Raw genomic sequence first — 26,252 nt, forward strand, 5'->3', positions numbered from 1 at the left:
GTAGGAGAGCCGAAGGCTGCGATCTTTTGATTTTGTTTTTAAAGGCAAAGTCAAAAGATCCCAGCCTTCGGCAGCTCCAACAGGAGACGCGGTGCAGTGAAGGTAGATACGCGGTGGGCAAATATGCCGCGCGGCTGGCCTGAGCGCTCAAGAAGGCCTAGAATTCCCGCATCTGTTAATTCCCCAAGGTAGCCCTTTAATGTCCTTCGCTGAGCAACTAACCCGCCTGCAAGTCTTCCTCGACGCCGACGAACTGCATGACGAGGCGCTGGACTACGTGGCCGCCCACGGCTACCTCACCGCGCTGTCGATCTGTTCCGAAGTGGTTCCTGATCGTGAGTGGATTGATGCCCTCTTCGCCGAAGAGCCGCATTACGCCGACGACACCGAGCGTGAAGCGATCGAATCCACGCTGCTGGCCCTCAAGGCCCACATCGCCCGTCAACTGGCCTCCGATGAAGAGTTCGAGTTGCCTTGCGACCTGGACCTGGGCGAAGAGCCGGATGATTCCGATCTGCGCGGCTGGTGCATCGGTTTCATGGAAGGCGTGTTCCTGCGCGAAGAAGCCTGGTTCGAAACCGCCGAAGACGAAGTCAGCGAAATGCTGCTGCCGATCATGGTCGGTTCGGGCCTGTTCGACGAGCAGCCGGAGTTCTCCGACATCGCCGCCGACGCCAACCTGATGGACGACATGATCGTGCAGATCCCGGAAGCCCTGACTGCGCTGTACCTGCTGTGCAACGCGCCAGACGAAAAACCGGCGATCCTCAAGCCACGTCACCACTAAGGTTTTGCCTATGGACAACCCCATAGGCAACCGCTCCCTGATGTTGCGCTACGTGCTGCTGGCCATCGGCTGGCTGAGCGTAGCGTTGGGGGTGATCGGGATTTTCCTGCCGGTGTTGCCCACCACACCTTTCCTGCTGCTGGCGGCCGCTTGTTTCGCCCGCAGTTCGCCGCGTTTTTATCAATGGCTGGTGGAACATCCACGGCTCGGACCCTGGATTCGCGACTACCTCGACGGCAACGGCATTCCACTCAAGGGCAAGGTCTACGCCATTAGCCTGATGTGGGCGAGCATTCTGTTCTCCTGCTATCTGGTGCCCCTGCCTTGGGCACGCGGGTTCATGCTGACCAGCGCGGTGTTGGTGACGATCTACATCCTTCGGCAGAAAACCCTGCACAAGTCCTGAACTTAAAAGATCGCAGCCTTCGGCAACTCCTACAGTGCGTAGGCAACCTATGTAGGAACTGCCGAAGGCTGCGATCTTTTGCATGACAGGCCGACGACCTGCCGCGCCGTATCTGATTCACCACCTAGACTTCAAATCTCTGCACCCGAGCAGCCGGACATGCCTCGCAGCCTGCGTAGTCCAGGAGGGTCAACGCTCCGATTTCGGTTCGGCGGATGGCTGTTGCTGGCCGCTTTGCTGCTGACCGGACTCAGCAGTGTCTGGGCCAACTGGGATTTTTCGCAAATACTGCAAACCGTCGAAACGCGCTATGGCACCCTCGGCCCGGCACGGGGCCGTGTCGAGGCCTGGAGTCAGTTGTTGCAAGGCGAGCGTGATGCACCTGAGCCCGAGCAATTGAATGCGGTCAATCGCTTCTTCAATCAGCAATTGAGCTTTCAAGACGATACTCGCATCTGGCATCAGACCGATTACTGGGCCACGCCGGTCGAGTCCTTGATCAAGGGCGCTGCCGACTGTGAGGACTACGCACTGGCGAAATATTTCAGTCTGCGCCAGCTCGGGATTCCCAGCGAAAAGCTGCGCATTACCTACGTCAAGGCACTGACCCAGAACCAGGCGCACATGGTGCTGACCTTCTACAGCAGCCCCACGGCCGACCCATTGGTGCTGGATAACCTGATCGGTGACATCCGCCCCGCGTCCCAACGCAAAGACTTGTTGCCGGTGTACGCCTTCAACGCCGAAGGGCTGTACCTGCCGGGCGTCAATGGCGGCAACCGCAGCAGCGATTCGAAAAAACTGTCGCGCTGGCAGGACGTGCTGAAAAAGATGCAGGCCGAAGGGTTCACCGTGGGTCACGGCTGACGACCATGGCAAGGAGCGTTCCATGAAACTGCGCAACCAATTGTTTCTCGCCATTTGCCTGTTCCTCCTGGTGGCGTTCAGCGGCAGTTTTTTTGTCAGTCTGGAAAGCTCTCGCGAACAGACACTCGGCCAGCTTCGCTCCCATGCCCAGGACGCGGCCACCGCGTTGGGTTTGTCGCTGACAGCGCAAATCAATGACCCGGCGATGATGGAGTTGATGGTCAGTTCGATTTTCGACAGTGGCTATTTCAGCAGCATCCGCATCATCGACGTCAAGGATCAGCAGGTGCTGGTAGAGCGTCGCGCAACAGGGCGAATCGACGGTGTGCCTACCTGGTTTGTCAGCCTGGTCAATTTGCGTCATGAAGGCGGCGACGCACTGGTCATGCGCGGCTGGGAGCAAGCCGCGCGGGTCGAAGTACTGAGCAATCCGCAGTTCGCCCTGGCCAAACTCTGGGACAGCACCCTCGGCAGCCTGCTCTGGCTGCTGGTGTGTGGACTGCTTAGCGCGGTGTTCGGTGGCTGGCTGTTGCGTCGGCAATTTCGCCCGCTCGACACCTTGGTCAAACAGGCCGAAGCCATCAGCAAACGCGAGTTCCTGAGCCTGCCGAAACTGCCACGCACCCCGGAATTGAAACGCGTGGTGCTGGCAATGAACCAGATGGTCGAGAAACTGAAAGCGTTGTTCGCCGAAGAGGTCGAGCGCAGTGAGAAGCTGCGCAACGACGCCTACCAGGACAGCCTGACCGGGCTGGCCAACCGCCGTTTGCTGGATGAGCAACTGGCTGACCATTTGCTGGTGGACGAGCAAAACTGCGAAGGCCATTTGCTGATGTTACAGATCAACGACCTGGCCGGGCTCAACCAACGCCTTGGCGGGCAACGTACGGATGCGTTGATCAGTGCGGTAGGCGAACTGCTCAAGCGTCTGACCCAACTGCCAGAGCGACGCACCTGGCTGGCGGCACGTAATCGCGGTGGCGAATTCAGCCTGCTGACGCCGGGCCTTGACGCCGAGGACGCGGCGCGTCTGGCCGCCGAGATCAGCGCCACCCTGGAAAACCTGCGCCAGACCGGCGCGAGCGATTGCATGCCGGTCGCCCATTTGGGCGTCGTCGCCTACCATCCCGGCGAACCGGTCAGCGACGTGCTGCTGCGCCTGGATCACGCGCTGACCCAAGCCCGACAACGCCCTGAACAACCCTGGCTGCTACTGAGCCAAAACGAGGCAGCACCGAATCAGCATCAACACGATTGGCACAACTGGATCGACGACGCCCTGACCCAAGGCAAACTGTTGCTGTACTTTCAGCCAGTGGTGCAGTGTGCCGACACCAGCCAAGTGCTGCATCACAAAGTCCTCGCACGCCTGCTCGACCCGCAGGGTGAGGCAATTGCCGCCGCACACTTCCTGCCGTGGATCGAACGCCTGGGATGGTCAGCACGGTTCGACCTGGCGATGCTCGAAGCCACCCTCGAATACCTCGCCGCCAATCGTTGGCCCCTGGCGCTGAGTGTGTCCGGCAGCACCCTGCGCGATAAGGCGCAACTGCAATTGATCCTCGAAACGCTTGAATCATTGCCGGAACTGGCACCGTTGCTGACCCTGGAAATCGATGAACGACAATTACCGCCAGCGGACGAACTCCAGCGTCTGAGCCATAGCCTGCTCAAAACCGGTTACCGCATCGGCCTCCAGCACTTTGGCGGCAGCTTCAGCCAGATCGGCAACCTCACACAACTGGGTCTGGCCTACTTGAAAATAGATGGTGCATATATTCGGCGAATTGATGAACTGCGGGATAAACGGTTGTTTATCGAGGCGATTTTCAGGGCCACCAATAGTATTGATTTGCCGTTAATTGCCGAAATGGTCGAGTCCCAAGGGGAGTTGGATACGATTAAGGAACTGGGCGTGTTTGGGTTGATGGGACGTTTGATCGGGCCGCCGGAGCCGATGTGATTTCTTTTGTCAGGTGCGTTGATTCCTGTAAGCCCATCCGCTGATCGGAAACCATCGCCAACCTGTTATTTCTGTCAGTAGCAAGGCAGTTTGTCCAAGGTGTCCAATGGAGAGGTTCCCACTTCTCTGTTGAAACTCGCCCCAGGAGTTGACGCCATGAACGCTGAGCAAACCTCGAACGATACTGACGAAAACAACCCGAGCACGGCATTCCCCACACCGTACGTCGCCGAAGCACCGAAACATATGTTGTTTTTATCAGAACAAGGTTCGCTTGGTGCCACGATCAAGGTTGAGCCTTGGGATGGAATCACACCAGGACAACGATTCTGGCTGAAAATAACAGGAAATAATGTCACGGGTAATACGACGAGCCTTTCAATTTGCTCCGGAGAACCACTGACTTCAACTGAGGTTACCGATGGACTCTCCATAAAAATCACCGAACAGCAACTTGATTATTTTTCAGAGCACTTCTACATCTACTTTAAAGTGACGTTCAACGGAAGCGACAATGAAAATAACGCAACACTATTTCCACTAGGAAGAACTTATCTCACAAAAAAAATATTTGACTATACAAACTTCACCAGCGGCCTTAATCACTGGGAGAAAGGCGCAGATGTAGTCAGCGAAGAATTGTATCGCATAGAAGTCGATTCCGACTTGGTATTAAGATACGACCGTGCCAAAGCCACAATTACAACTGAAAAGACAATTCTGTATAAAAACTTTACCGGACTACTTCCCAATCGAAAATATTATCTTTACATCTGCATGAAAAATTTTCATTTGGCTGGGGGACTCGCTGTAAACACTGACAGCCAAGCAAGCGAATATTACTCTCTAGCCGCCCCATATTGGTTCCCCTTAAAGTACCCAGTCAGTATAAAATCGGCGAATACTCAAATTCGCTTGTCTCCACAGGCTCGAGATGAGTATGAATATGTTTATGACATGGACGATATCATTCTGGTCATGGAGGATTTGCCAATCCCTACTATTAGCCATGTCCAAACCAATTTACTATTCCTTAATACCATAGGCGCTGAAGGCCTTCTGTACCGGATCGCACCTTGGGGAGCGCTACCCGGACAGAAAGTGTGGTTGACTGCGTATCACGACAAGGTCAGCTACCCTTTACTTGTCAGTCATTCATTGACTGAAGATGAAGCCCGCGAGGGGATTTCGGTCGTACTGCACCCAAAAGATTTACTATCACTTTCAAATTACACTCCGTTAACTTTCATCCTTGACATCACTCGTGATGGAAGCGTTGCGGAAAACGACGCCACAAAATTCAAAGTACTGGAGCCAAAACTCATAACTGACTTTATCAGCAGATCCACATTTAGTGCGGACAATTGGGACAGGTGGGATAAATCAAGCGACCCGATTTTTAATATAAACATTAAAACCGAAGGCTCTCACGATTTCGTGCGCACTACAGAGTCCGCGGCACATGGTGACACCATAATTCTAAACAAAACATTTTCCGGTTTAGCCACTGGTTCCTTATATAAGCTTATAGTGCCTATGCGCAGAGTAGACCTGAATAGTCACGCACCCAGTTTTTCAATTCAACTGAGCACTGCTGAATCAAAAGAGGTATTTACGCTAACAAGCATGGAATGGTCCGATTTCGCCTATTCACTTTACGTCCCCCAAGCCAGCATTCGATTCGACATCATTAGCCTTGACACTCCCTCCGGAGGCAGCGCTTATGACATCGATGATATATGTTTGATCAAAGTCGACCTAAAAACTGAGAGTGACAGTGACAGTGCGCCCGGACAATAGGCGTCAGTTGCGTTCCTCTTACCGCTGATCGAAAGACTCGTGGATCTGTTATTTCTGACAGTAGCAACGGCGTTCACCTCGGGTGTCCAATGGAAAGGCCCTATCTTTCCGTTTAAGTTCAGCCATTGGAGTTGACGCCATGAACGACGAGTACACATCAGGTGATAACAGCGAATCTTTGCCGTTTTCGGCCTTACCTCAACCACATATCATGGAGGCCCCCAGAAGTTTGTTATGTCTCTCAAAACTGGATTCGCGTGGAGCCACATTGACCGTTGCGCCTTGGGCAGAAATCGCGCCAGGACAACGGTTTTGGCTAAACTTAACAGGAGCATCCGAGAACGGCGTATCAATTCTTTCGATATATTCAGCCGAACCTTTGACCCCAGACGAAGCTATAAACGGCCTATCCAGAAACATTACTCAGCAGCAGTTAGAGCACTTTGCTCATTCCTCGGTGATCAGTATTGGTTTTAAAGTGTCACTTAATGGCAGTCAACGTGAAGAAGAGGCAACAAAATTTCCACCAAACTCAATCAGCCTGATTAAAAAATTTTTCGACCAAACAAACTTTACCGGCAGCCTGAACGACTGGAGTTTTGGTACAGATGTAACCGCCCAGGAGTTAACTTTTCAGCATAATGAATCAAACGATGTACTGAGGTATGACCGAACCGAAGCCAATTCAAAAATCGAAAAGACAATTCTTTATAAAGATTTTTCCGCACTTCTGCCCCGTCTGGCTTACACAATTTACATATGCAACAAGAGAGTTCTTGGTGCTGGGGCCCTGGGCGTGAGCACGGGCGACGGCCCCATAAAATATATGGCGGCGAACACCGGATTCTGGTGGGCATCTGCGTACATTGCGAGCATTGCATCAACCAACACTCAAATCCGCATTTCCATACCTAAAGAAGAGCATAATCTGTTTACGTTTGACATGGACGACATCACCTTGATCATGGAGGAGCTGCCCATACCGACTATTAGTCATATCCAGACTAATCTGCTTTTTCTAAATACTATCGGGTCGGAAGGAATCAAGTTCAGCGTAGAATCCTGGGGCGCTTCACCAGGGCAAAAAGTTTGGTTGACCGCTAATCACGATCATCTCGATTATCCGTTACTGTCGGGCCACTCATTAACCGCTGAGGAAGCCCGTGATGGTCTTTCCGCGACACTGGATCCGGACGTCCTTAAATCGCTCGCTAACCACAGTCCATTAAGCTTCACTCTTGATATCACGCGTGACGGAAGCGTAGCAGTGAACGATGCCACGAAATTCAAAATACTGGCACCGAAACTTATTACTGACTTTGTCAGCAGAACCACATTTAGCGCCAACAACTGGGACAAATGGGTAGCAAACCCGTTTGGCCCTGGAAACTCCACAAGCATTATTAACGAGGACAATCATTACTTTGCCCGCACTACCGTATCGACTGCACATGGCGACAGTACGATTTTATATAAACACTTCGCTGGATTATCAATCGGCGCCTTATACAAACTTGTCGTCCCCATGCGCAGAGTTGATCTAAAAAGTCACGCGCCTAATTTTTCCATTCAATTAAGCACCGGGGAATCGAAAGAGACATTCACATTAACAAGCATGGAGTGGACCGATTTCTCCTATTCACTCTATGTCCCGCAGACGAACATTCGATTCCAAATCATCAACCTCGCCAACCCTTTTGAAGGCAATATTTATGACATTGATGACATTTGCTTGATCAAAGTTTAACCACCATCACTTACGCGGACTACCTGCCTGTGCAACTCACAGGCAGGTAAAAACACTACAAACACCAACTCATTCAATTAAATCAGCACATCAACCAACGTCACTGGCGAGCGCTCGGCATTAGGGTTCTGGTCATCATAAATTTCGTAATAAACCCGTATCGCAGGGTGATTTCCCGTATCCCGCACAATAATCCAGGGCACCTTTATTTTGATGTCGCCCCCAGGAGGTTCCTCCCCCGATACGATGTAAGGCCTGACGGCTGTTCTCATCCAATAGACCCGAATTTTTTCGCCTTTTTTTGCTGGCTGGTAGAGTTCCAGGGTAATGTTTGCATCCTGCTCGTAGTCGTCGACGATCAACTTGTTCTCAAGTTCTGAAACAGCTCCGCATACCAGGACTTTGGGCAGATTGGGGTTGAGCGGGTCGGGTTCATCGGGATTTTCCGGGCCGATTTTCGATAAGTTGAACCTTACAGGCGGCGCGTTTTCAGCCAGAAAGGAAAGCGATCGACGCATCAATTTATAACTGACGTTCAGATCCTGTTCGCCTCCTGTTATGAAGTCATACTGATTTTTGAGTGCTAACCATGGCACATCGATAGCCACTGGGAATGCCGGTTGGGAGCCGAGGTAATGCGGTTCAAGTTCGGTCGTCCCGACGGTCACAATCACTCGATCCTCGGGCAACGAGTTGTCGAGTTTATGTATTCTGACCTGCACGGGGTAAATGGCATCTCGACGATCAATCACGCCATCGATGTCTGCCAGCGGCACTGTCGGAGCAGGTAATGGCACTGGAGACGGCAAGGGTTTCAGGGCGGCTTCTACGGGTTGCCGCGTCGACTCGCCACTCGGATTACCCGCACGGTCCATCACAACATAGGTCACGTGGCGCAACCCTTCGCCCATGTTGCGGATCAGGTCACCGGTCAATGTCAGCACCACTGGCTGGGTGTAATTGGCGCTGGTCAGCGGTTCGCTGTTGATTTGCTGTGAAGCCCCATCGAGCGGATCCTCCCACTTTCCTATAATGACGTCTCCCGGCGACTGGGTGGCGTAAGTCGGGACCGTGGTTTCAACCTGGTCGTCATGGGTTTCCAGATAGTGGGTTGTGACACCTGCTTCGATGACCTCTGCTGGAAAGATCAATTTATTACCGACAAGGTTAAGCACCGGCGCTTTGGAATCGATGGTGAGCGTGAGCACCTCCGACTCCACCGTTTGACCGGTATATATCGTTACCGTGTATTGAACCGTGTGTTCGCCATCGTCCAGGTACCTGATTGGCACCATGATGAAGAGATCGGAAGCGGGGACCGGTGCGGTCCAGGATTTAGAACCGATGGGTGTGCTGGCGCCATCCCAATGGAGCACCACTTTCTCCAACTCTTCGGGTGACGGATTGGAAATGGGCCACATATCAAACTCAATCTTGAGCTCCTTGCCCAAGGCACTACTGGGTAACAGTCCTGTTTGCCCGCCATTGATGTCATCAAGGATGTCGTCATTAAAAGGTTTCGGGAGCAGAGCGAATTCGTCAAAAGGCTGGGACACAGCAACCACCTCCAGCAATCAAGGGCAAAATCAGCAACTTGCCTGCGCTCACCCGAATGTAGGAAGTGTCCATTTACGCTCAGTTTTTGACGTTCGTATACTGTCATAAATAACAGGTTGACCAGACCAAAAAACGTACAAGCACCCGGTGCCTGTACGTTTTTCATTTGTGCCAATACTGAAGCGAACAGGTACTGCTATCGCTGCTTTACCAGTTGTAACGAACGCCGATGTTAGCGCCCCAGGGTTGTTCGATCTTGTCACCATTGCTGTAGTCGAAATCAGCGTGCACTGAGACCTTATCGGTCAATGTCATGGCGACACCCAGCCCCAATTCACCTCGGGAACCCGATAGATCATTGTTGAACCGGTTGTTGTTGACCTGAACTTCGTTGTTGTTGGCGAACTCATGAACATAGGCCGCACGAAAATAAGGCTGCAGCTGCTTGCCATCATCCAGCAAAAAATTTCGCCCGACCGTTGCGCCCAGCTTGCCGAGCAAGGATCGGGTACGATCACCGTCCGCTGAAAGACCGTTGTCCAGGTCATAATCCTGACCCTGAACGATCAGGCCTGCCAGTTGGGCGAATGGTTCAACAAAGTATTCATTGTCCAGTTTGATGTGGCGGCCAAACTCCAGCGACGCACCGACACCGTTGTTGTTGTAGCTACCCTTGGTTTGTTTGCCGTCACTCAGCAGCACCTTTGACTCGTTCTTGAAGCGGTTGAACTTAAGCACACCATCAAAATAGTAGCCTTTGTCATCCAGCCACGTGGTGTAGGCACCCAGATAGTAGCTGTCGACGTTGCCGGTCGAGCCATGACTCAGGTCGAGGTCGGACTTGCTGTAACCACCCAGCAAACCCACCAGCCAATGGCCGCTGCCGACTGGCAATGGCGCATCGGCACCAAACGAAAAGCCCTGCTGGGTTTGCTGATAACCCACGCCGGAGCTGGCACTGACATCGAACTTGTTGCCATACGCTCGAATCCAGCCACCCGCCTTGCCTTCGTCCATGCGCACTTCACCCATGCGCGTGCGCAAAGTGCTCAGTTCGCCATACCAGATGGTAGGTGCGGTGTTGAACAACGCCAAAATCGACTGTGTGCCCGGGCTGATGACGCGTGAAGCCGTATTCAGGACCCAGTCGTTGTTGCCTTGCTTGATCAAGTCGTAGGAAAAAGCACCCAGCTCAACCGGGCCATTGAGCAACGAGAAGGTGGCGTCGCCACTGGCAATGTGGACGACAGGGATAGTGTCGAGACCGACAGGGTCGGCACCACTGCTGCTCATTGCCACCGTGTGGCTGCCGGTGGCGGTACCAATAACGTTGAGGGTGTCGACCTGGCCGGTGGCGAAATTCACATCCATGATAAAAGTGCCGTTACCGGACAGATTTCCTACGTTGAGCTTGTAGAAGTCAGTCGGGCTGCCGAACTGGATCTTGCCGCCAGCCATTGACAGGTTGGCAACGTCACCATCGCCGACCATTATCCATGTCGCATTACTGTTCACGGACAGGCGGCTGACATTCTCCAGGCGACCGGTCAATGTCGAGGCGTTCTGCAGCGTGACATTGGCTGTATTACCGGCCTGCACCACGATATCGCCCACCAGATGGGTGTTACTGTCGCTGACGTTGACATTGACTAAAGCATTGCCGCCCCTGACGTCCAGCAGGGTGCCGTTCCCGCCCCTGAGGGTTGAGCCGTTGCTTACATTGATATCGGCCTGCGGTGCGTCGGTACCGATGCCTTGAATGACAATCGCTGATCCGTTCAACCCCACGACATGAGTGTTATCAAGGTTCAGCGTGCTACCGCGGGGTTGAGTGGGATCGTCGCGTACCATAATACCGTTCTGACCACCCACAACAGTGCTGCCAGCAGTCGCCGACAAGGTACTGTCGAACATCACCAGACCAACACCATTGGCATCGGTGCCTTGCACTGTGCTGTTGCGCAGATTGAGGGTGCTGCCGTTACCGACCAGCGCGCCCCGTGCACCACCGCGGATAATGCTGTTGTTTTCGACTGTGGCCTCTGAGCCGGCACCACTTGGTGTGGCGCCCAGGCTTATCGCGGTCGTGGTGCCGTTGATAACGCTGTTATTGATGACGCCCTTACTGTCAACCAGCGTTAAACCAACGTTCGTGCCGGTGGCTGTGACGACACTGCCGTTGAGATTGACAGTAGAGCCCGAAGCAGCACTGATTTGCTCGGTGGAAGCGGACGTTGCGTTCAAGGTGGCCGAATTGAACAGTGAGTAGCTGTTAAGTGGCGTCGCCGCGTTGATATCTTCGATGCGGTTATCCACCGGGATGTTTGCGGCCAAGGCTTGTTGGGCGAGTAAAAGCAGCGGTGCCACACTGATGAACTTCAGCGTGATCGTGATGGGATTGAGGCTCAATGCGTTCGGGATCGACATAGTGAAAAACACCCTTGAACTGAAAATCAGGTTTCAAATTCGGCGGATATCGCACGGAAAAATCGCACAGGGAAATCGGCCAAGACTGACAAAGGCGGGGAGAATATCGGGGTGATTGGGTAAGGTATGTAGGACTTATCTGAAGGCAACCATGGACAAGCCAGGCGCGCAGAAACACCCAGAGGCTTACGCCTCTGAGTGCTTTCTGTCAGTTTCATCTTCAGTTTCACCTCAGGGTATCGGACAAGCGCCGCTACCATCAAACATGGCAATCCAAGACTTTGCCTCCAGAGATGTGATGGGGCCTGTTTCACCAACCATCTCGAAAGAGTATGTCACCACGGCATTGGCCTCTCTTTCGTCTGCCGGGTCGTAAGTTGGTGCAATGTGCGTGCTGTAGGGCTCAATCCGCCATTCGAACCCCGTAGCAGGGAACCCCGCGTCTCCCAACGTAATTGTCTCTGTCTTGATTGCCGACGAGATCGGCGTCGTTCCGAAGCGTCCCGAGTAGGGGGTCCAACGCAACGTAACTTCACCGTCGATAATGTCATACGAGGACAGATCCGGAACTGTGACTACAAGAGCATGGTCCGGCCCATCCAGATGATCACATATGAGAAATCGCGCTGGCGGATCTGTATCGAGCGCCTTGAATTTTGGAGCTACAGGGTTCACCGAAATGGCGTCGACAACGACAGTAGTGACCTTCGACTTCTGTCTGTTGGCAACGGGGACGTTGGGCCCACCAATAGTGTAATGAACGGGTATCCGACCCTTTCCGGCGGCGAAAATGTAAGACCATGGAATGAAGACAAAGACTTCCGCACCGGCCGATTCCGTTGTTATCGTGAATGTCGCTTCTGTTACCAGCTCACCGTTCCAGAAGAACTCGATCGTTTCACCCGCTGTAACAGGGGTATAGAGGTTAAAAGTGAATGTGGCGCTCTCCCCTTCATCATCTCTTACCAACTCATCGTCCCCACCGACACCCGACTTACCGGTCACTACCCCTTCCAACAAGGCAGGGTTTGGCGAGTCAGGCCAATCCGGGTCGGGGTCCGGACGAGGAGGCCCAATGAGCGAAAAATTGGTTTTGAAAATGTCTGCACTCGGGCCAAACACCACTTCGCCACGCTTGACGCTGTAGCCGACCACAACATCTTTCTCACCGGCAGAGACATTCCCATACTCGGCCTTCATGGTGCTGGCGGGAACATCAATCAGAATAAGAATGGGCTGCTCGGTGCCAACCCTGTAGGGCTCCAGCGGGACACCGCCCCAGGAGGCATGAACCATATCTCCCGCTTTCCACCCGTCATACCTGTCGATTTCTACCAACACCGGCCCGGCGGCAGTTTCCTGATCGATCACCGCACCATCGGCCGCGACAGGCACCTTGGGTTTCTGCAAATTAGTCGGCAGAGCCCCCAACGTCACGTCGAGCTTGGTGTACCCCGATAAATTGCTGCGATTCTTATGACTGTCGAACAGCACATAGATGATGTAAAACTCGCCATCTCCGTTTGCAATGATGTAGTCCCTTGGAAAAGGTACTTTGCGGTCAGCACCAATTGTTATCGGGCCGGAAACGGGAGGAAGTGTTGCGGGATCTTCCGGCAAAGGCGCTTTGGCATACCAGTACACGACTGTGTCACCGGGGGCCTGGTCCCCGCCTACATAAACCGGAATGGTGCCGGATATTGCACCGACATTGGCGTCGGTTATCCATTTGTCCGCAACCGCGAACTCCATGGGCGGCGGTTCGGGTGGGGACGTATGTTCGTACGGTTTGGTGATATCACTGATTAGCGCGACCGGACTGCTTTCATCTGGTTGCCCTGTATAGATTATCAACTTGTATTTGAAAGACCACGGGCCCTCAGGTAGCAATGCGCTTAACGGGACAATGAAGTCGCCCGTATAACTCGCTGCAAAGCCCCCCGTGAATATTAATGGACCTAGAACGCTGACGAAGTCGGCCTCATCAGGTGTGTGCCCGGGAGCCATGAACAACTCCAGCGTATCTTCATCGGGAGGAAAGGTGCCATCGCCGGGATACTCGGCATAGTTATCCCATAACGGAATGTTCAACTTCATCCCGAACTGCTTGATCTTGGGACCGTCCAGACGACCTTCAGCATCGAGAACAGCATCAATGACCGAGGGTTTGAGGACCAGCAGTTCCTGCGCACGTTGAATCCGCACCCTTCGATATTCTTCCCGCGCCAGCGCTGACTGACGGTTTTTATCCACGGCTGTCATGTCTGTTGCTCTCCATCACGGATCAGTTTTTGCCATGAGTACTGCGATGGCCACGAGAGGCTGTGGCGGCAGGCATGAGCACTGCCGGGGCGGGATCAACGCACCGTCCGGAAGGCGCATTGCCGCTGGAGCCATGTCCGGATTAAGCACCTTTTGCGCAGGACGCGTAACTGTCAAAGTTGACAGGTCGCTCGGGTTTATTTTCGAAATGCCAGGCAGCCGACTAATGCGCAAACGAGCGCAGTTCAACCACACGTATCGTGTAGGAGCTGTCGAGTGAAACGAGGCTGCGATCTTTTGATTTTGCTTTTTAAAGACAAGATCAACAGATCGCGGCCTCGTTTCACTCGACAGCTCCTACAGAGCGTTCAGATTACGGGCGATAAAAAACCCGCCATTCCTTCCATAGGGATGGCGGGTTTTTGCGTCTCAGTTTTCAGGTCAGACGGTATCCACCTTCAACGAATGATCATTAAGCATCCCGTTAATAATCGTCGCCGTATCCGCCCCGGTAATCACCCCACCTGCCCCCGGCGTTACGCCGTAATGACTGGCCAGGTTCACACCCGCCAGATCGATCGTCTGATTCGGTGCCGCGCCGGCCATGGCGCTGACGTCGATGCTGGTGACCAGTGAATCACCGCTGCCGGTGACTTTGAAGTGCAGGTAGTCATCCAGTGATGCTGCGGTGCTGTTTTCTCCTTGCAGCAGTTGCGACAGGTCGAGCTTGTCGGTGCCTGGCGTGAAGTCGGTGACCACATCGTGGCCGCTGTTGCCCTTGAGCCACTGGAAGGTGTCGGCGCCGCTGCCGCCGGTAAGGGTGTTGTTGCCCAGGCCGCCGATCAGGAAATCGTCGCCGCCCCCGCCGTTGAGCACGTCGTTGCCCAGGCCGCCGTTGATCACGTTGCTGTTGTTGTCGCCGGTCAGGGTGTCGTTGTAATTCGAACCGGTGAGGTTTTCGATTCCGGTCAGGGTATCGGTGCCGGCGCCGAGGGTGTTTTGCGCGCCGAGCAGGCTCAGGTTGACCGTGACCCCGGCCGTGGCATGGGCATAGCTGGCGGTGTCGTTGCCGATGCCGCCGTCGAGCAGGTCGTTACCTGGACCGCTGTAGAGCAAGTCGTTGCCGGCGCCACCGTGCAGTTCGTTATTGCCGGAACCTGCGGTGAGGATGTCATTGCCGTCGCCGGCATTGAGGATGTTGTTGCCCTCGCCCGCCACCAGCGTGTCGTTTCCGACTGAGCCAGTAAGCGTGTGACTGTCCTGATAGCTGATGGTCACGTTGGCACTGTCGCTGCCACCATGGCTGTCGCTGGCGGTGTAGGTGCCGTGATAGTCCGGAGCGATGTCGTGGGCCCCGGCGTAGTTGAGGGTCATCGTCAGCTGGTAGTTTTCTGCCGCTGTGGGGTTGGCGCCACTGGTGTTGCTGATATTGGTGATGTGGATCTGATAGGTCCCATCCGACCCGGCGATGAGGGTTTGCCCGTCCGCGAGGTTGATCCACGATCCGCCGTTGACCGAGTACTCCATGGTGACGTGACCGGCCGCCAGGTTGTGATCCAGGTTGAGGGTTTCACCCTGTTTCAGGTTGACGGTGATGCGGTCTTCATCGTTAGCGTTGGTGTTGTCGACCTTGCCGAGGTAACCGCTGACCACCAGCACCGCGGTCATGGTCGCGGCGTTGGCAGAAAACGAGTTGCGCACGTTGACCAGCGTCTGGTTAGCGGCAAGCTGGGCGCTGGTGCCGGAGAAGTTGATTGCACCGGTGCCGGAGAAGTCCGCCGCCTTGGAGATCCACCCGGTGTTGAAAGTTGTCGGCGATGCCTTGAGCGGATCGCCATTGGCGTCGGTGTCGTTGGCCAGCAGCAATTCGCCCGGCACCGTCACGCTGCCCGACAGCACGTTGGTGATGACGTGGTCATCGACCGCCACCGGTGGCGCATTCGGAATGACTTTGACCACCAGATTCGAACTGGCCAGATCGCCGTCGTTATCGCTGACGGTGAACCCGATGTTTTCGGTGATCACCACGGCTGTGGCTTTCTGCGACACGTAGTTATATTCGCCGGTATCAAGGTTCACCACCAGGGTGCCCTTGTTGTCAGTGGCGATACTCAGGGTGTTATTGACCGTGTTGAAGGTGCCGTGATTGGCGCCGCCGCTGAAACTCAGCGAACCCTGGCCTTTCGGGTCATAGGTGTAAGTGGTGCCGTCGACGGTGAGGGTTTTGATGAAGCCGCCGTCAGCGCCGAATGTACCGCCCTCGCCCAGTAACGAGCCGGTCACCGGTGCGCCGATCACAGTGCCGGACAGCACCGAGTTCAGCTGATTGAGATCGGTGACCACCACCGCATTGGTGTTGGTATGGGTGCTGCCGTCATGAGCCAACGGATCGAGGTTGGCGTTGCTCACGCCGCTGCCCAGGCCGATCGCGTAGTTCTTGATCCCGTTGGCATCGAGAAACGCTTTCAACGCGATCTCGTCCGAGGTGCCGATGCCCTGGCCGCTGGTGGGTTTGCCGTCGGAGAAGAAGTAGCCGACGTTCTGCGCCCCGTCGAGTTTACCCGAGGTGTTGAACGCTGTTTGCAGGGTCGCCACAGCCGCGTCGTAGTTGGTGCCGCCGCCCGCGCTGAGGCCGGCGATCAGCGATTTGGCAGTGGCCACATCGACCCACACCGAAGTCTTGTCGGTGGCGCTACTGCTAAAGGTCACGAGCTGTACTTTGACATCACCGAGGTTGTCGTACTTGTCCAGCAAGGCGCTGATCGCTTCCTTGGCCAACTCCAGCCGTGACACACCCGGCGCACCCGGTGCACCCGACACACCGGAGGCGTCGGCCATACTGCCGGAGATGTCGAGCACGATCAGCACGTTGGAGTCGACCTCCACCGCCGTCACCGAACGCTCCGATGCCACGGCTTTGGGTACGTCATCGACGATGTTGACCACGATGGTGCTGGTGGTGCTGTTGCCCAAGGCATCGGTGGCTTTGTAGGTGAAGCTTTCGTGCAGGGAATTGGCACCGTCGTTAGCGCCCGGCGTGGTGCTGGCGGGCGACGTCAGGGTGTAGGTGTACGTGCCGTTGGGRTTGAGCWGGATCWSSCCGAARSTRCCSKKSGCGCTGCCRACCAGKGYRTARGTGATCGCGCCGGTGGCKCCGGTCACCGAGCCGACCARSGTGCCGCTGGCCGTTTCGCCGGTATTGCCCGGKTCGCTGCCGGWGGTGTAGCCAGCCGTCAGATCCTGACCATCCTTGATCGAGTCGAGGGCTTTTTCGTAGACGGTCACGTCGTTGTCGCTGACCGCTTTGATGCARCTGTTGTTGACGTCGATRGTGATGGTGGTGGTGCTTTCGTCGCCATCGCCGTCGCGCAAGGTGTAGGTGAASGTGTCCGTCGCACCCGGGCCGTTCACGGCGTTCGGGTTGCTGTGGTATTCGGCGTTGCCGTGGGCRTCSAGSGTCAGGTAGCCGTAGGTGCCGTTGATCTGGCTGTTGAGCCCACCGATCACCGGGGTCGAGGTGTCAGAGCCGGCGCGCACGCCGACCACGCCGCCGCCCACGTCCGGGCCATCAGCGCCGCCGACGTCATTCACCAATACGTTGCCGGTGACCACGCCGCCCTCGGCGACCGAGGCCGTGTCGGCGTTGGCTTTCGGCACGTCGTCGACGATGTTCACCACGATGGTGCTGGTGACCACGTTTCCGAGGGAATCGGTGGCGTGGTAGGTGAAGGTTTCGGTGACGGTGTTGGCACCATCGTTCGCATGCGGCGTGGTGCTGGCCGGGTTAGTCAGGGTGTAGGTGTACGTGCCGTTGGCATTGAGCTGGATCACGCCGAAACTGCCCTGGGCGCTGCCGACCAGTGCATAAGTGATCGCGCCGGTGGCGCCGGTCACCGAGCCAACCAAGGTGCCGCTGGCCGTTTCGCCGGTATTGCCCGGTTCGCTGCCGGAGGTGTAGCCAGCCGTCAGGTCCTGACCATCCTTGATCGAGTCGAGGGCTTTTTCGTAGACGGTCACGTCGTTGTCGCTGACCGCTTTGATGCAACTGTTGTTGACGTCGATGGTGATSGTSGTGGTGCTTWCGTCRCCRTCGSMRTCRCGSAARGTGTAGGTGAAGGTGTCGSTGGCACCGGGGCCGTTCACCGCGTTCGGGTTGCTGTGGTATTCGGCGTTGCCGTGGGCATCCAGCGTCAGGTAGCCGTAGGTGCCGTTGATCTGGGTGTTCAAACCGCCAATCACCGGAGACGACGTGTCGGAGCCGGCACGCACGCCGACCACGCCAGCACCAGGCGCCGCGCCATCAGCGCCACCGACGTCGTTCCACAACACGTTGCCAGTGACCACGCCCCCCTCGGCGACCGAAGCCGAGTCGGGGTGAGCGGTCGGCACGTCATCGACGATGTTGACGTTGATTTGCCCGCTGGCCGTGCTGCCGTCGGCGTCGGTGGCGACGACGTGGAAGTTCTCGGTGACGCTGTTCGCGCCGTCAGCGTTGGGGTGATGCGGGTCAGTGAAATTCAGGGTGTAGCTGTAGCTCACTACGCCAGTGGCCGGGTCGTATCCGGTGATTGTCAGCGTGCTGCCCAACGCCGTGGTGCCCGATTGCGGGAACCCGACCGCAACGCCATTGCTGATAATCGTGACACCTTCCACCGTCAGGGTTTGCAGGCCATCCGGCGCATTCACGGTGAACGTGCCGCTCTGGGTCAGCGCCGGGGCATCCGGGTCGCTGCCGTAGGTGAGGTTTTTTTCGTAGACGGTCAGCTCACCACCTTCGACGTTCAGGCCACCAATCGTGACCGGGTCGTCGTTGTTGTGAATCTGCAAAACGAGGTTGGCGGTGCTGGTATCACCGTCGGCGTCCTTGAGTGTGTAGGTGAAGGTTTCGGTGCCGTTGCCGCCGCCGTGCAGGGCTTTGAAATCGGCGTCACTGGTGTTGAGGGTGTAGGTGTAGGTGCCGTTTGCGTTCAACACCAGCGTGCCGTAAGTCCCGGTGAAAGTGCCACCGACCACGGGGCCACTTTCCGGTCCGGTTGGAATGCGGTCGGCACCTTGAACGTCGTTGGTCAGGACGCTGCCGTTCAGGGTCAGCTGGGTTTCCGATGCCGTGCCGGCGTTGCTGTCGTCGACGGCTTTGGGCGCATCGTCGGTGATGTTGACGTCCAGCGAACCCGTGGCACTGTCGCCGTTGCTGTCGCCTGCCACTACAGTGAAATGTTCGCTGAGGTGGGTGCCGTCACCCGTCGAATGGTTTTCGCTGCCATTGAGGGTGTAGCTGTAACTCACCACGCCAGTGGCCGGGTTGTAACCGGTGATGGTCAGGGTGCTGCCCAACGGTGTGGTGATCGACTGCGGAAAACCGGCGGCCACGCCGCCGCTGATCACGTTGATCCCACCGACGTTCAGACTGCTCAGCCCATCGGGCGCGGTGACGGTGAACGTGCCGCTCTGGGTCAACGCAGCCGTATTTTTTGCCGAACCGTCGGCAAGATTGGCTTCGTTGACGGTCAGTTCGCCGCCCTCGACTGACAAGCCGTTCAGTGTGACCGGATTGTTGACGGGGGGAGTGATCACCGGCGCCGGAGTACCCGGGGTGCCGTCGCCGTTGTTGATATCGGCGTTGTGCCGCACTTCGGGAAATTCAGGAATGCCATTGAAGCCAGCGGTGGGGAAGCCGACGGTCGGCGCGACTCGCCCCGCCACTTCTTCGAGCATGACAAAACTGTGGCCGCCGCCCAGCGTATCGCCACCAGGCCCGGTCGAACCTGGACCTGCTGCCGTGGCTTCAGCGGTTTGCGTCGGGTCGTCACCGGCAGCAATGGCTTTCTGCAGTTGCTCGACATCGGTCAGTTGCGCCTGACTTGGCGTCACCGACTCAGTGGTGTCCACCACATGGGGCGAATGATCCGCCAGCAGTTGAGACGTCATTTGCAGGCTGCTGCCCCGTCCGAGGGTCAGTTCCTGTCCGTTTTGCAAATGCACTGCCACCGCGCCTTCGGCACCGGTATTCAGTTGATCGCCGGCAAACAACCGGTCCCCCTCGACCAGCGCGCGACGTGTGCCGTCGCTCGCCACCGCGAACACCTGACCGATGACCTTACTGACAATACCGATGAGCGTAGCCATGTGCATTTCCTCCGCTGCCAACCGCTGTCGGCACCCTGTTTGATGCGGAGAACATGCTCAATGGCTCAGGCGGGTTGCCTGGCGGATCGTCTACCGGTCAGCGTCATTGAGTACGCCGCTGCCCTGGCGAAAATCCCGCCCAACGTGATGCTCACGGACTTCGTTTGCGGCTTGAGATAAACCCCTTTGCAATCAATGGCATCGGGGTTCCCTTCCGAAAAAACTTGCCCTGCGAGCAATGCGTAACGGTCCTGAATCACTCTAGTGACAAAAAACCGTCACCCCAGTCCGTTTCGCGTCCCTCCCCTCCAGCACTTCTCCGCCCTGTTTCGATAAGTGGATTTGAACTTTTCCTTTGGCCCCGATGAGCGCCCTAAAGCTCATAAATCAAGGGCTTTCGAGTTGAACAATGTGCTGGATTTAGCAGAGCGCATAAGTTTTTTTTGGCATATGCGTTATGAGAAATAGTTCTTAGCTTCTCTCTAGAATGTTCTTAGCTCTGTTGTTAAAAGCATGAAACGGTTTACCTATAAATGTCGTCAAATAATTGGCGACTGATAAAGAACCATCAGGAATCAGGGAGATGTACCCATGCGCCTCTTAACCCCCCTCTGCAGCGCAGTTCTGCTGGCCATGGCCTGCACTTCTCAAGCTCATGCCATGTCGTTGACCGAGGCGATCCAGAGCACCATCGCTACCCATCCGGAGCTGGCGTCGCGGGTGGACAGCCGTCTGTCGGCTGATGAAGACGTAAAGGTCGCCAAGGGGGGCTTTTATCCATCGGTTGACCTGAATGCCGCGTACGGGCGCGGGTACAGCGATAACACCAATACCCGGGCGCTGACCCCGAACGGGCACAACACCGAAACCCTGAACTACACCCAATCGGAACTGCGTCTGCGGCAGATGCTTTTCGACGGGTTCAATACCGCCAACGAAGTCGAGCGCACCAAAGGCGTGGTCAACTCCCGGGCCTATTACGCTCAGGGCACCGCCCAGGACCTGGCCCTGCGCACCATCGAGGTCTACCTCGAAGTGCTCAAGCGCCGCGAACTGGTGACACTCGCCAAGAACAACCTGCAAGCGCACTTGCGGGTCAACGATCAGATTGGCTTGCGCACCCAGCGCGGCATTGGCAGCAATGCTGATGCGGATCAGTCCACCGCTCGCCGGGCACTGGCCGAGAACAACCTCGATACGGCGGAAGTCGATCTGGCCGATGCCGAGTCGAATTTCGCTGTCGTCGTCGGGCGCCTGCCCGATGAGCTAGAAACACCGCCATCGACCCGTGGCGAATTGCCGGCCACGCTGCTGGAAGCCCAGCAAAGCATGGTCGAAAACAACCCGTACCTGAAATCCGCGCAGGCTGACGTGCAATCGGCCGAAAGCCAGTACGAAGTCGCCAAGTCACCGTTCTACCCGCGTTTCGACGCTGAAGCCGCCGTGGGGGCGAACAACAACATCCAGGGCGATGAAGGCCATGACAACGAATGGCGAGTCGGCGTAGTGATGAATTACAACCTGTTCCGCGGCGGCAGCGACAAGGCCCGCCTGGCTTCCGACGCGCACAAGATCAATCAGGCGATGGACATCCGCAACAACGCCCTGCGTCAGCTCAACGAGAACATTCACCTGGCCTGGAACGCCATGGTCAACGCCAAGAAACAAACCCCGACCGCCCGTGAATACGCCGACACCAGCAAACGCGTGCGTGTGGCCTATCAGGATCAGTTCGGCCTCGGCCAACGCACCCTGCTCGACCTGCTCGACAGCGAAAACGAACTCTACAACGCCAACCGCCGCTACACCGAAGTGCGCTACACCGAAGAGTTTTCGATGTACCGTGTCCTGGCGAACATGGGCCAGTTGTTGAGTAAACAACGGGTGGTGCTGCCCGCCGACGCGGTTGCCCAGACCGAGGTGAAAAACGAAGCTCGCCTGCCTGAACTCAAATGAAGTCACCTGTAGGAGCTGCCGAAGGCTGCGATCTTTTGATTTTGAACAAACAAGATCAAAAGATCGCAGCCTTCGGCAACTCCTACAGTGCGATTTACAGGTATTCATGCAATTACCGGAGCGACTAATTTGACCAGCATGGAAACCGCCAACACCGGTGTCGATCCGCGCTTGAGCTTCGATGACCCGCTTCTGGACGGTCTGTTGATTCTCTGCAAACTTCATGGCGCGACGGTCAGTCGTGCCAGCCTGAGTGCCGGGCTGCCAATGGCACACCAACGTCTTAGCCTGGACCTGCTGCCTCGTGCAGCGGCCCGGGCCGGTTTGCAGGCACGTTTGCTGCGCCGCGACCTCAAAGACATCTCCCCGCTCAACCTGCCCGTGCTGCTGCTGCTCGACAACGGCCGCACGGCGGTTTTGCGTCGTTATGGCGACGACGGCCAGGTGCTGATTCTGCCCAGCGAAGCCGACGGCGGCGAACAGTGGATCAGCCCTGAAGAACTCGCCGAACACTACAGCGGCCAGGCGTTGTTCGCCCGACCACGGCATGAACTCGAAGACCTGCGCTCACCGCTGGTGCCCCGTGTACAGGCGTGGTTTCGTGACACCCTGAAGCTGTCGAAATGGCTGTACAGCGATGCCATTCTTGCGAGTTTCCTGATCAACCTGCTGGGCCTGATGGTGCCGCTGTTCGTGATGCAGACCTACGACCGCGTGGTGCCGAACCAGGCCACGTCGACCCTGTGGGTGCTGTCCATCGGCTTGCTGATCGGCACCGGTTTCGAACTGGTTTTACGCGTGGTGCGCGCGCACCTGCTGGACACCGCCGGGAAGAAAACCGATGTGATTCTGTCAGCGACCCTGTTCGAACGCATCACTGGCATGTCGATGAAAGCGCGGCCGGCCACCATCGGCGGTTTTGCCCAGAGCATTCATGACTTTCAAGGGCTACGGGAATTTCTGACCGCCGTGACCCTCACCAGCCTGATCGACCTGCCATTCGTGCTGCTAATGCTGCTAGTGATCGGCTTGCTCGGTGGCTGGCTGGTGGTGATTCCGGTGCTGGCGTTTCCGATCACGATCATTTTCGCCATGGTGATTCAGGTGCGCCTGCGCGACACCGTGCAGAAGAGTCTCAGCCTCGGTGCCGAACGCCAGGCGCTGCTGATCGAAACCCTCGGCGGCCTGGAAACCCTCAAGGCCTGCAGCGCCGAAAGTGAGCGCCAACACAAATGGGAAACCACCCATGGCGCCCTCACCCGCCTCGACAGCCATGCGCGCAATCTCTCGGCGCTGGCCACCAACGGCACGTTATTCATCCAGCAGTTTTCCGGCATGGCGACCATCGTTGCCGGGGTCTATAGCATCATCGCCGGCAACCTGAGCGTCGGCGCGCTGGTAGCCAGTTATATGCTCGGCAGCCGCGTACTCGCACCGCTGGGGCAAATTGCCGGGTTGATCACCCGCTACCAGCAAGCGCAACTGACCATGAAAAGCACCGACGCTTTGATGGCGCTGCCACAGGAACGCGACGCCAGACAACGGCCGCTGGAGCGCACGCAACTGCAAGGCGCGCTGGATGTCGTCGGCGTGACTTTCCACTACAACGGCCAGAACGCGCCGGCGCTGGCCAATGTCAGCTTCAGCGTGAAACCCGGCGAGCGGATCGGCGTCATCGGTCGCAGCGGTTCAGGCAAAAGTACCCTGGCGCGACTGGTGATGGGTTTCTATGAACCGGAAGAAGGTCAATTGCTGCTGGATGGCCTGGACCTGCGGCAACTCGACGTCGCCGACCTGCGCCACCAGATCGGTTACGTCGCTCACGACTTGCCGCTGCTGGCCGGCAGCCTGCGGGACAACCTGACCCTCGGTGCACGATATATCAGCGACTCGCGCATGCTCGAAGTGGCCGAACTCACTGGCGTTACCGAGCTGGCCCGTCAGCATCCGCAAGGCTTCGACCGGCCCGTAGGTGAACGCGGGCAGTTGCTGTCCGGCGGCCAACGCCAGGCCGTGTTGCTGGCCCGGGCATTGTTGCTCGACCCGCCGATCTTGCTGCTCGACGAACCCACTAGCGCCATGGACAACAGCAGTGAAGACGTTCTGCGGCAAAAACTCCACGGCTGGGTCCAGGGCAAAACCGTGCTGCTGGTGACCCACCGGACGTCGATGCTCAGCCTGGTGGATCGGTTGGTTGTACTGGATAACGGACGGATCGTCGCCGACGGGCCGAAAGAAGCGGTCATCGATGCACTGCGCAAGGGCCGTGTCGGCTCTGCGGCCGTCTAGGAGTCGCCTATGTCTGCTTCACAACCCGCTACACCCAAAGGACGCGGCTACTTCGACAGTTTCGGAAAAAGCGCCGAAGCCGAATTCATGCCGGAAACCGCCGGCGCATCGTTGCAGGATTCGCCGCGCTGGTCGCGGATCACCGTGTGGCTGGCGGCGGCGCTGCTGATCAGCGCGCTGGTCTGGGCCAAGTTTGCCGTGCTGCAGGAAGTCACCATGGGCGAAGGCAAGGCGATTCCGTCAAGCAAGGTCCAGGTGATCCAGAACCTTGAGGGCGGGATCGTCACCGAAATCTTTGTGCGCGAAGGGCAAATGGTGAACAAGGGCGACACCCTGCTGCGCCTGGATGACACGCGCTACCTGTCAAATAAGGGCGAAAGCGAAGCTGATCGTTACGCATTGACCGCGCAGGTCGAGCGGCTGTCGGCGGAAGCTGAAGGCCGACCGTTCAAGCTGTCGGACGAAGTGATCGCCAAGGCGCCGCAAGTGGCCGAAGACGAACGCTCTCTGTACGACCAACGGCAACGTCGACTGGCCAGCGAACAACGCACGCTGTCGGAACAACTTCGGCAAAAAACCCAGGAACTGGCGGAATTCCGCTCGAAACAGGGGCAATACAGCTCCAGCCTGGCGCTGCTGCAACAAGAGATGAACATGTCCACGCCGCTGGTGGGCACCGGCGCGGTATCGCCGGTGGAAATCCTGCGACTCAAGCGCAGCGCCGTGGAAATCCGTGGCTCGCTGAACGCCACCACTCTGGCGATTCCTCGGGCTGAATCGGCGATCAACGAGATCAAAAGCAAGATCGACGAGTCCGAACAAACCTTCCGTTCGGAAGCGGCGAAGGACCTCAATGAGAAACGCACCGACCTGTCAAAAATCACCGCATCGAGTATCGCTATCGACGACCGCGTAACCCGCACCACGGTGGTCTCGCCGGTTCACGGGATTATCAAAACGCTGAAGGTCAACACTATTGGTGGTGTGGTTCAGCCGGGCAATGACATGGTCGAAATCGTACCCATCGAAGACAACCTGCTGATCGAAGCCAAGGTCCGGCCACAAGACGTAGCGTTTTTGCATCCGGGCCAGAAAGCCATGGTCAAGTTCAGTGCCTACGACTACACGATCTACGGTGGTTTGAGCGCCAAGCTGGAATTGATCGGTGCCGACACCATCACTGATGACAAGGGCAACAGCTTTTATCTGATTCAGGTGCGCACCGATAAAAATCACCTGGGCGGCGATGTAAACCCGCTGCTGATCATTCCGGGGATGGTGGCGACGGTGGATATCATCACTGGCGAGAAGAGCGTATTGGATTATCTGTTGAAGCCGGTACTCAAGGCGCGGACTGAGGCCATGCGCGAAAGATAAGATCAAAAGATCGCAGCCTTCGGCAGCGCCTACAGGGTGAACGCAATACCCTGTAGGAGCTGCCGAAGGCTGCGATCTTTTGCTTTTTACTCACCATGATTCCGCTGAAAAACGGCCTCCCCCATCGCCGCTATCTGCCCCTCGATCAACGCATCGAACGGTTTCAACAAAGGCTCGAATGACGCCGGTGCTTCAAGTGTTTGCAGCGCCTGAACAATGGCTTCAACCGTCGATAAAGCCCCAGGCCCCGGTGCCTTGCGCAACCGATAACGCGACACCCCCCCCTCGGCCAGCGTCACCCTCGGCAACGCCGCCAACAGCGGGTTGAGGTGCAGCATTTTGCGCGCCTTGCGCCAAGTGCCGTCGGGCACCACCAGCAACAACGGTTTATCCGCGACGCCATACGCCTGCAACGGCCGCGCGTCTTCAGCCGGAAACAACAACCGCGCCTGATACCCCGGTTGGTTCAACAGCGCCGCCAAATCCTCGAACACCTCGCCGACAATCAGTTGGGCATTGTTCAAACCCAAGGCCGCCAACCGCGCCGTGTTCAGCGCATGGTTCACTTCACTCGGATGCTGCAGCAGCAACACCCGGGTGCGGCTGTCGAGGCTCGGAATCAAAGGGCAAAGGCAATGGCTTTGGGGACGCGAACAGCGAGGACATTGAATTCGGGACATCGCTTGGT

14 protein-coding genes are annotated in these 26,252 nt (G+C 56.6%); 9 read left to right on the forward strand and 5 right to left on the reverse strand.

Annotation, left to right across the window (positions count from 1 at the left end; genetic code table 11):
* Positions 1 to 199 precede the first annotated feature (199 nt).
* The 6 genes from KUF73_RS12585 to KUF73_RS12610 all read left to right on the forward strand — a co-directional run bounded on the left by KUF73_RS12585 (position 200) and on the right by KUF73_RS12610 (position 7,570).
* Positions 200 to 787 carry a YecA family protein gene (locus KUF73_RS12585; RefSeq protein ID WP_218438363.1) on the forward strand — a complete coding sequence of 196 codons (588 nt, stop codon included), beginning with the start codon at positions 200 to 202 and terminating at the stop codon, positions 785 to 787.
* Positions 788 to 797: 10 nt separating this feature from the next.
* Positions 798 to 1,193 (forward strand): YbaN family protein, encoded by a 396-nt coding sequence (locus KUF73_RS12590; RefSeq protein ID WP_218438364.1) that lies wholly within the window; start codon positions 798 to 800, stop codon positions 1,191 to 1,193.
* 159 nt (positions 1,194 to 1,352) lie between these two features.
* Positions 1,353 to 2,060, forward strand: coding sequence for a cysteine protease LapG (gene lapG, locus KUF73_RS12595; protein WP_218438365.1), 708 nt, complete (start codon positions 1,353 to 1,355; stop codon positions 2,058 to 2,060).
* 22 nt (positions 2,061 to 2,082) lie between these two features.
* Positions 2,083 to 4,023 carry a cyclic di-GMP receptor LapD gene (lapD, locus tag KUF73_RS12600; protein ID WP_218438366.1) on the forward strand — a complete coding sequence of 647 codons (1,941 nt, stop codon included), beginning with the start codon at positions 2,083 to 2,085 and terminating at the stop codon, positions 4,021 to 4,023.
* 156 nt (positions 4,024 to 4,179) lie between these two features.
* Positions 4,180 to 5,823 (forward strand): hypothetical protein, encoded by a 1,644-nt coding sequence (locus KUF73_RS12605; protein WP_218438367.1) that lies wholly within the window; start codon positions 4,180 to 4,182, stop codon positions 5,821 to 5,823.
* Positions 5,824 to 5,962: 139 nt separating this feature from the next.
* Positions 5,963 to 7,570, forward strand: a complete 1,608-nt coding sequence (locus tag KUF73_RS12610) for a hypothetical protein (RefSeq protein ID WP_218438368.1) — start codon at positions 5,963 to 5,965, stop codon at positions 7,568 to 7,570.
* Between the two features lie 77 nt (positions 7,571 to 7,647).
* On the opposite strand, the gene KUF73_RS12615 is transcribed toward KUF73_RS12610, so the two are convergent.
* From KUF73_RS12615 to KUF73_RS12630, 4 genes are all read right to left on the reverse strand, one after another.
* The gene (locus KUF73_RS12615) at positions 7,648 to 9,126 is read right to left on the reverse strand and encodes a hypothetical protein (protein WP_218438369.1); all 1,479 of its coding nucleotides are present in this window, start codon (positions 9,124 to 9,126) and stop codon (positions 7,648 to 7,650) included.
* A 208-nt stretch (positions 9,127 to 9,334) separates the two neighbouring features.
* Positions 9,335 to 11,554 carry an autotransporter outer membrane beta-barrel domain-containing protein gene (locus KUF73_RS12620; RefSeq protein WP_218438370.1) on the reverse strand — a complete coding sequence of 740 codons (2,220 nt, stop codon included), beginning with the start codon at positions 11,552 to 11,554 and terminating at the stop codon, positions 9,335 to 9,337.
* A gap of 231 nt (positions 11,555 to 11,785) precedes the next feature.
* A complete protein-coding gene (locus KUF73_RS12625; protein WP_218438371.1) occupies positions 11,786 to 13,816 on the reverse strand; it encodes a hypothetical protein in 2,031 nt (676 codons plus the stop codon).
* Positions 13,817 to 14,257: 441 nt separating this feature from the next.
* A complete protein-coding gene (locus KUF73_RS12630; RefSeq protein ID WP_218438372.1) occupies positions 14,258 to 19,942 on the reverse strand; it encodes a retention module-containing protein in 5,685 nt (1,894 codons plus the stop codon).
* A 591-nt stretch (positions 19,943 to 20,533) separates the two neighbouring features.
* Here KUF73_RS12630 and KUF73_RS12635 point away from each other — a divergent pair.
* From KUF73_RS12635 to KUF73_RS12645, 3 genes are all read left to right on the forward strand, one after another.
* Complete coding sequence (locus KUF73_RS12635; protein WP_218438373.1) at positions 20,534 to 21,898, forward strand: TolC family outer membrane protein; 1,365 nt, start codon at positions 20,534 to 20,536, stop codon at positions 21,896 to 21,898.
* Between the two features lie 129 nt (positions 21,899 to 22,027).
* Positions 22,028 to 24,187: a type I secretion system permease/ATPase gene (locus KUF73_RS12640; RefSeq protein ID WP_218438374.1), complete on the forward strand. Its 2,160-nt coding sequence runs from the start codon at positions 22,028 to 22,030 to the stop codon at positions 24,185 to 24,187.
* Between the two features lie 9 nt (positions 24,188 to 24,196).
* Entirely contained in the window at positions 24,197 to 25,564 is a 1,368-nt protein-coding gene (locus KUF73_RS12645; protein WP_218438375.1) for an HlyD family type I secretion periplasmic adaptor subunit, read from the forward strand.
* Positions 25,565 to 25,650: 86 nt separating this feature from the next.
* On the opposite strand, the gene KUF73_RS12650 is transcribed toward KUF73_RS12645, so the two are convergent.
* Positions 25,651 to 26,244 carry a tRNA-uridine aminocarboxypropyltransferase gene (locus KUF73_RS12650; protein ID WP_218438376.1) on the reverse strand — a complete coding sequence of 198 codons (594 nt, stop codon included), beginning with the start codon at positions 26,242 to 26,244 and terminating at the stop codon, positions 25,651 to 25,653.
* Positions 26,245 to 26,252 lie beyond the last annotated feature (8 nt).

This window comes from Pseudomonas sp. PD9R (assembly GCF_019200975.1).
In the GTDB taxonomy this organism is placed as follows: domain Bacteria; phylum Pseudomonadota; class Gammaproteobacteria; order Pseudomonadales; family Pseudomonadaceae; genus Aquipseudomonas.